Annotated in this window: 5 protein-coding genes; all 5 read right to left on the bottom strand. The window is 53.1% G+C overall.

The genetic code is table 11. The features are described 5' to 3' along the window. The coding region (locus ACOYNV_RS24925; RefSeq protein ID WP_422902509.1) for a hypothetical protein at positions 1-788 on the bottom strand (788 nt) is incomplete at its 3' end. A 12-nt stretch (positions 789-800) separates the two neighbouring features. Further along, a complete protein-coding gene (locus ACOYNV_RS24920; protein ID WP_422902508.1) occupies positions 801-3,959 on the bottom strand; it encodes a hypothetical protein in 3,159 nt (1,052 codons plus the stop codon). An 86-nt stretch (positions 3,960-4,045) separates the two neighbouring features. Beyond that, positions 4,046-4,777, bottom strand: coding sequence for a Rha family transcriptional regulator (locus tag ACOYNV_RS24915; protein WP_422902507.1), 732 nt, complete (start codon positions 4,775-4,777; stop codon positions 4,046-4,048). A gap of 493 nt (positions 4,778-5,270) precedes the next feature. Next, positions 5,271-5,765 (bottom strand): hypothetical protein, encoded by a 495-nt coding sequence (locus tag ACOYNV_RS24910; protein ID WP_422902506.1) that lies wholly within the window; start codon positions 5,763-5,765, stop codon positions 5,271-5,273. A gap of 8 nt (positions 5,766-5,773) precedes the next feature. Continuing rightward, a complete protein-coding gene (locus ACOYNV_RS24905; protein ID WP_422902505.1) occupies positions 5,774-6,343 on the bottom strand; it encodes a hypothetical protein in 570 nt (189 codons plus the stop codon). Between the last annotated feature and the right edge of the window lie 100 nt (positions 6,344-6,443).

Here is a 6,443-nt window from a genome sequence, read left to right as displayed (position 1 = left end):
TTCGGGTCGTATTCGTAATAATGCGCTGTCGGGTTGCGGGGGGCTTGGGGTTCGGCTTGCGGCTCCGGCGCTGCTTGCGGCTCCGTCGCGGCTTTGGGCTTTGCAGCGCCAAGTTGAACGCGTATCTGGTTAAGCCGTGACATCAGTTTCAGGCGCTTCATTGCCGCCAGTGCGCCTGCACCGACGGATGCAATGTTGGTGCGAACCGTGTTCAGGTCGCGCATCAACTTCATCTTTACCAGAGGACTCATTCCGGCAACACTGTCAAATATAGCTTTCATATGGTTCCCATCTTCCATGTTGACCTGAATAATCTCAAAGCCTAGAATCAAATCGCCAGTGTTGTTCGGGGTAGCTGTTGTCGGCCCGGACGAATCATCTAAAGCCGCCGGAGTCCCTTTAGATGCGCTGGCCCCCTTAATGTAGGCAGTCATAAGCCAGTGACCTGTTTTTCCATTCCACTCAAGCTTTATTCCTGCCCTGCCGTCTTTCAAGTCAGAAAGGTGAATTTCTCCTTTCTTTTTGTGATTCTGATGGACAATTAGACTAGAAATAAAACCTTGCAAGTCGTTTAGAACTTCCGGGTGCCACTTGATTATCTTCGCCAGTCCGTGTCCTTTTGCTCTTGGATCGTCGCTTGTCTTTCCCCACCGAAGATCAATGTCACCAACGGCGGGGTGAAACAAAGCAGCAACGGCAATACCCGATCCGGCCTCTTTCAACGCCTTGATTGCCCCTGCTGCGTTGTGTCTAAACTGCGTGAATACCGGCTCATTGTTTGTGTTCATTCTTGTTAATTCCTACAAGTTTGCAGAAGCGGCAAGGCCAGCTTCCATGTAGGAATTAACAGCCGCCTCAAACAAAGCTTCCATTTCAGCATCGCCGATGTACCTGTTGTACGCGGCCTCAAGTTTGTCGGCCAAGGACGGCTCGATCATGTCTGGGTTTGTCGCGTCGATAACCGACTGGAACAGTGCGCGGTCGGCGACCTTCTGCGGGTCTTCGGTGGCTACGGATGGAGGTTCATCCCCTCCCGTTGCCACTGGTGGATTAACCGGGGGGATGTTCCCGCCATCGCCGGATGCCGAGGTGTCTGCTGGCGTAACGGGATCGGCCACTTTGTTCGCCATTCCAATCTCGTTCAGATAGTCGCCAACATCATCAATTCGATCATTCGCAACATTATTAATCTCTGAGTCGCTGTATGGGTTTCCAACCGCATTATTCAACATGATCAGCGTCGCAATTCTGCCCCCCCTATCTGCAAGCGCTATTTGACCCTCACGGGAAGCGTTATTTTTTGGCTGCACATACTGGCCTGGAGATGGCCTGTTGCGTGTAGCTGTTGGCTCCGGGGTAGGTTCTGGCGTCTTTTCATTGGCAGGTTTGGCAACCGCCTTGCTGTCGACCAGTTCGAGAACTTCAACGATGTACTGCCCACGAACGGTAACGCGAACAGTAGATTCCAAGTTCGGCCATTTAACCGCCAGCGCACCGCCGCCATTGATGACGTTATAGAGAACAGCATCGCCTTCTCTGACTAATCCAATTGCCCCCAATTTACGAGTAAGCGCAGTAAGGCGAACGGTGGTACCAAACCAGCGTGTTTCGTCGTTGGCGCTTGCGCCGTCCCACGGCAACGGGCCTTGAACGGGATCGGCGGCGTCATTCTCAGAAACACCGCTTCGGTCTATCGCTGCGATTTTTCCTTGCTTTTCATACAGCCAGTCTCGCGTTGCCCTAGCTTGAACGTCTCTCGCGTAGAAGCTCTCTGAAGACTCCCCAAACTCTCGGCCAATAATCCCACCAGCCACTGCATTTATTGCTCGTTCCAACGTCTTTTCAGAGCCAACTTTTGCCAATCTTTCGTCCCACTCTTTTATTTTTTTGTCGTACTTTGACTGGTCGCTGTCTGTTGGAGTGACGGGATCGGCGACGGCGACGGGGGCCGGGTCAGCCTTGGCTTCCAAAGCGTCGCTAGGCTTCGGAAATTCTCCGGAATTGACATATTGCAACTTGGCTGCCGTAGCCTCTTCATCCGTTGGGTAGGATGGGCTGATAGGATTTCCGTTTTTGGCGGAAGTCACGCGGTAACGATCATCGAACTTTTGGACATAGAATTTTTGATTTTCGGGAGCTGCGACGGGGGCCGGGTCGGTTTCTGCGGCACCTGACGATGCATTAGAAACGTACTTCTCTTTAAGGAAGTCAAGCGCATCTTGAACTAAATATTCACCGCTTGCGTCGAATCCAAGGCGCGTCAATGGGTCGGCCCAGCCTCGGCTTGTCATCCCTTTAAATTTATCCTTTTTGTCGAGGAATCTAGCAAGCATCAGCTTGTTGTACTCGCCGGCGAAATCAGACCCGAGATTGTTTTCAATCCATTTTGATGATGGTAGAGCCGCGTACTCTTCCGCGCGGCTTAACTCAGCAGAGGTTTTTTCATCATCACGCGCTTTTTCTTTTGCAATTACCCTTTCAAGTCTCTTTTCTTCAAGCCCGTCGGGAATATCTGGGGCATCATCTCCAATAACTTGAAGGTACGTTCCCTTTGAATAAACGCTAAAACCGGCGTCAGAAACCCATTTCTTTAATGAGTTTATTTCTTCCTCTATAAATTTCTTCCCAACGGCAGGCATTATTCTTACGCTATTTTGCGCTGTCTTACTTACTCGATAATTCAAGTGAGGTGGATCGGAAAGAAATTCAATCGGTGACTTTTTCTGTACTTCCGCCGCCTTCGCCTTCCTCCCCTCAGCCTCGATCTTCGCCACCTCAAGCTCGCCCTGCACCTGCTTGAATTCAGCTTCCAAGCCGGTGATCTCATCCTTCAACCCGCCAATGGCAGCCATGCGCTCGGCGCGCTTGCCGTTTGCCCGGATGAATGCCGCGCTGTTCTTATCGGCAAGTTTCATGATGCGCCGTACTACCTCGCGCACATTCAGGTCTTCACCGCGCTCAGGCGCAACGACGATGGTGATGTCTTTCTTGTTCAGCAGCCACTTCCACGAAATCAGCTCATCCGTGCTGGCCATCTTTTTAGGCGTTACGTCCGGGTTGTGGAAGAAGATCGAAACCGACTGGCCATCGCTCAGTTCGAAGATGGCCGCAACATTGGCTACGCCCCGCTGGTTGAAGGGCTCAGTTACTTGCATTGCCGCTGGCTTGACGGTGCTTCCTGCCCGTTCCATTGCCTTGTTGAGCGCTTCCATCTTGTTCTCAAGCCTGGCAAAAGGAATGACCAGCGCGTCAAACGCAATAACCCCATCAGAATCTTCAAGGATGTCCTGCAGGCTGACAGAGTCAAGCAGCAGCCTTTCGCTGCCATCGGCGCGGCGGATGTCGTACAGCACCTGGTCAATAGTCTGGTCTTCGGGCAGCGCGTCGCTGTTCCATTGCACGTTTTTGGTCATGGTTTCGAGTCCTGCGTAGGGGAGGTTTTCAGCGCGCAATGGCCGGCGCATGTCACCATGCTTCAGCCACCACTTGAGTTGAGAAATTGATACGGGGATGATGCTTTCCAGTCCAGGCCAGCCTCGGTCGTAGCTGTCGCGGTAAGCGCGGCGTGCAGAGTCTTCGTCCGGAAATGCCAGCATGACCTTAGCCTCATCGAAGCGACCGCCGACGTACTGGTTTATCACATAGGCCGTCTCTGATTGCGGGTAGAAGCCGACGAAGCAATCCACGCCGTCACCGTCCGCGCCCTTGGTGCGCTCAAAATAGCCGTAGTGCGCCGCCATGCGGTTTGTCCAGCGCTTGCCTGTCTTGGCATCAATGCCGGTGCGATAGGTGCCACGCGGCTGTTCAATGGCGATACTCAGGCCATGCAGGCTTACCCGGCCCTTTTTGTAATTCCCGGCGAGGCGCTGCGCCTCCGTAGGGGTTGGTATCGGGTTGTTTCCGAAAGCGCCGCCATGGGAAGCGGTTTCGACATGGAGGAAGGCGTCAGAATTAGGCATGGGCACATGGTATTTGCGCCGGCACGCCGATAACGGGGCGTTTTCCGCTAACTTGGGCTGATCGCAAAAGTTCGCTCAGTGGTCGATCACGCGAACAGCCCACGAATCGGATTGAAGATCATCGCCAGCAGCGCCATTCCTTTTGGCGTTACGTGGCAGTAAGGTTTACGAACTTCAAGGCCGGATTTATCGTCGGTATATTTGGCTTCTTTGTATTCAAGGTTTCCGTTCTTGATATGCTTGTCGTAGGCCACGATTGAACCGTTCTGGCGGTAAACAAGTCCTTCGGCTTGCATCCGTGCGGTAAGGTCTTTGCGCTTGATGCCGACAACCTTAGCCACTTCGGTCATGGTCATTGATCCGGAGCTGGCTGATATCCTGTCCAGGGCTTCTGCTTTTGGCGCGGCAATGGCGAGCTTCTCATCGACCACGGCTTTCTGCTCGACCAAGATCAAACGCTCCTGTTCGGCCTCCATTGCCATGTTTATAAGCTGCATACGCGATAGTTCGACCGGGAGTGTTGATCGCGCCTCCAGTTCCTGCCAACGGTCGATGATCTTGGCGCGCATGGCGACGTTGTAGCCAGATACCAAAATCAGAGACTCGCGCTTGGGCAGGTTGAATACCGGGTAAGTCTGGCCGTTCTGCGAGTTGGTATGGGTATGCTGAAAACTAAGCACACCCCCTTCGCCGTGCAATTCGACCAGCATCTTGCGAATGTCGGCCATCACGTTCTTGTGTTCCTTCCCAGTCAGTTCTGCAATCTCTCGGCTGGTCATGGTCAGGGTGTTCATGCTTGGAAGGGTCAGTGCGTTCATTTGGCCACCCCGGCAGCGAGAACGAGTTCAGATAAGTCAATTTGAAAAAACAACCGACCGTTCGGCATTTTTACCGGGACAGCGCCGTAATAATTCCCCAGGCGGGAAACCCTGGATATGATTGTCGATGGTTGAACTCGTTTTAGAGCTGCGAATTCTTTGACGGGAATAAGATTCGGAGACACGGGATAAATCCTTTCGTAGTTAAGTACGAAACGATGTTATTCCACGAGAATTCTAGTTTTTACCCCGTTTTCCGTCTTTTGCAGCATGCCCCGGAGAACGCCTGTTCATGCGGGTCTTCGGGTATCGCTCAGCGGTATTCTGCGATTTTCAGCGAGAATCAACATATTCTGACTCCTCAAAATTGAGGCGCCAAACGCTTTGAGGAAGATGTGCGAGAAACCGCGCACATCTTCTCAAGCCGGTGGCGAAGGATGCTTCCTATTTTTCTTCTTCAGCTTCGAAGGTTTCAGCGGTTTCAAAGCCATGGCTAAGCCGCTTCCGGCGAGGCCGGCGCAACCAAGGCGGCAATCTCTTCACGAACGGCAGCGATAGCCAACTTCAGGGTATCGCGCTTTTCAGTCAGTGCTACCTCAACCTTTGGCGCTGCCGTGCGGATGCCTGGCGGTGGTTTTACGCTGATGGCGGCCATCATCTTCTGGAACTTCGTTCGACCGGTCTCCATGGCATTGACCATCTCTGCAATGGCGGCAACGTGGTCGTCCTGATTCTTGATCGGGATGATCTTTCCATTGAGCAGCGTCTGGTAAATGTCGCCACTTTGCTTGACGCGCATGACGATCTTCTGCGAGTCGCTGAAAGTAAGCACCATTTCACGATAACTGATACCGGAAGAGCGTTTGACGCCTGGCAGAACGTCCTGCTGAACGACATTGGCCCCGGCGCGCGAGAAGTAGCGCATGGCTTGCTTGGTTGCTTTGTCCTTGACAGACATGTCCTCAAAACTGAATAGTAGGTTTTTCATGGTTATCCTTAATGGCTATGGTGATTAGAATTCCCGGCGCTATCCATGACGCTTCCGGTCACAGATACGTTTCCGCTGATCGTTGTTGACGTTCCGCCTGCCGCGCCTTGAATGCTCAGCGCCCCGGCAACAGTTAGGTTTCCCGTGCAGGTTGTCTGCGGGGTATCTAGCGTTATCAGTGGCGCTTGCACGGTGATATGGCTTCCTGACTTGATAAGCACGTCGCCTCCGGCAATCAGCTTCATCAGCGTATCGGCCAGCAACTCCATGTTGGCATGGTGGAATCTGCGCCAATCTACGGAATTACCGGCTTGCCCGTTTCTGTAGCCAGTCACAACTGGGTATCTTGAATCAGCGCCAATAAACTCAATCCACACAGTGTCGCCAGGCAAAATCTCAATCTCTGTTGCGAAACTTCCGTCCCGTGACTTACAGCCTAGCGGATAGGACAGTTCTGCCTCAGGGAGAACGTCGCCGCCATCGGTAACGCCGGGAATCTCTACCCGGCAAGTGCGCCTCGCCTGATCGTAGCTTTTGACGATGGCCGGGTACCGGCCTGGCATGAGTCCGTAATCCATCACCCCTCCAAGGTTCCAAGCCACAATCGGGAATACTGGTTTGTTTCGCCGCCGTCGGTACCGCTTTCGAATACGTGCGCCGCCGTGATAACAACCAAGT

Source organism: Propionivibrio sp. (assembly GCF_049316945.1).
Classification (GTDB): Bacteria; Pseudomonadota; Gammaproteobacteria; order Burkholderiales; family Rhodocyclaceae; genus Propionivibrio.
The sequence above is the reverse complement of the archived record's forward strand: the minus strand, read 5'-3'. Positions and strand labels throughout refer to the sequence as shown.

Excerpts from the sequence above, each read along its gene's own strand:
- ACOYNV_RS24905 (WP_422902505.1), bottom strand. The coding sequence starts at position 6,343 with ATGGATTACGGACTCATGCCAGGCCGGTACCCGGCCATCGTCAAAAGC.
- ACOYNV_RS24920 (WP_422902508.1), bottom strand. The coding sequence starts at position 3,959 with ATGCCTAATTCTGACGCCTTCCTCCATGTCGAAACCGCTTCCCATGGC.
- ACOYNV_RS24915 (WP_422902507.1), bottom strand. The coding sequence starts at position 4,777 with ATGAACGCACTGACCCTTCCAAGCATGAACACCCTGACCATGACCAGC.
- ACOYNV_RS24910 (WP_422902506.1), bottom strand. The coding sequence starts at position 5,765 with ATGAAAAACCTACTATTCAGTTTTGAGGACATGTCTGTCAAGGACAAA.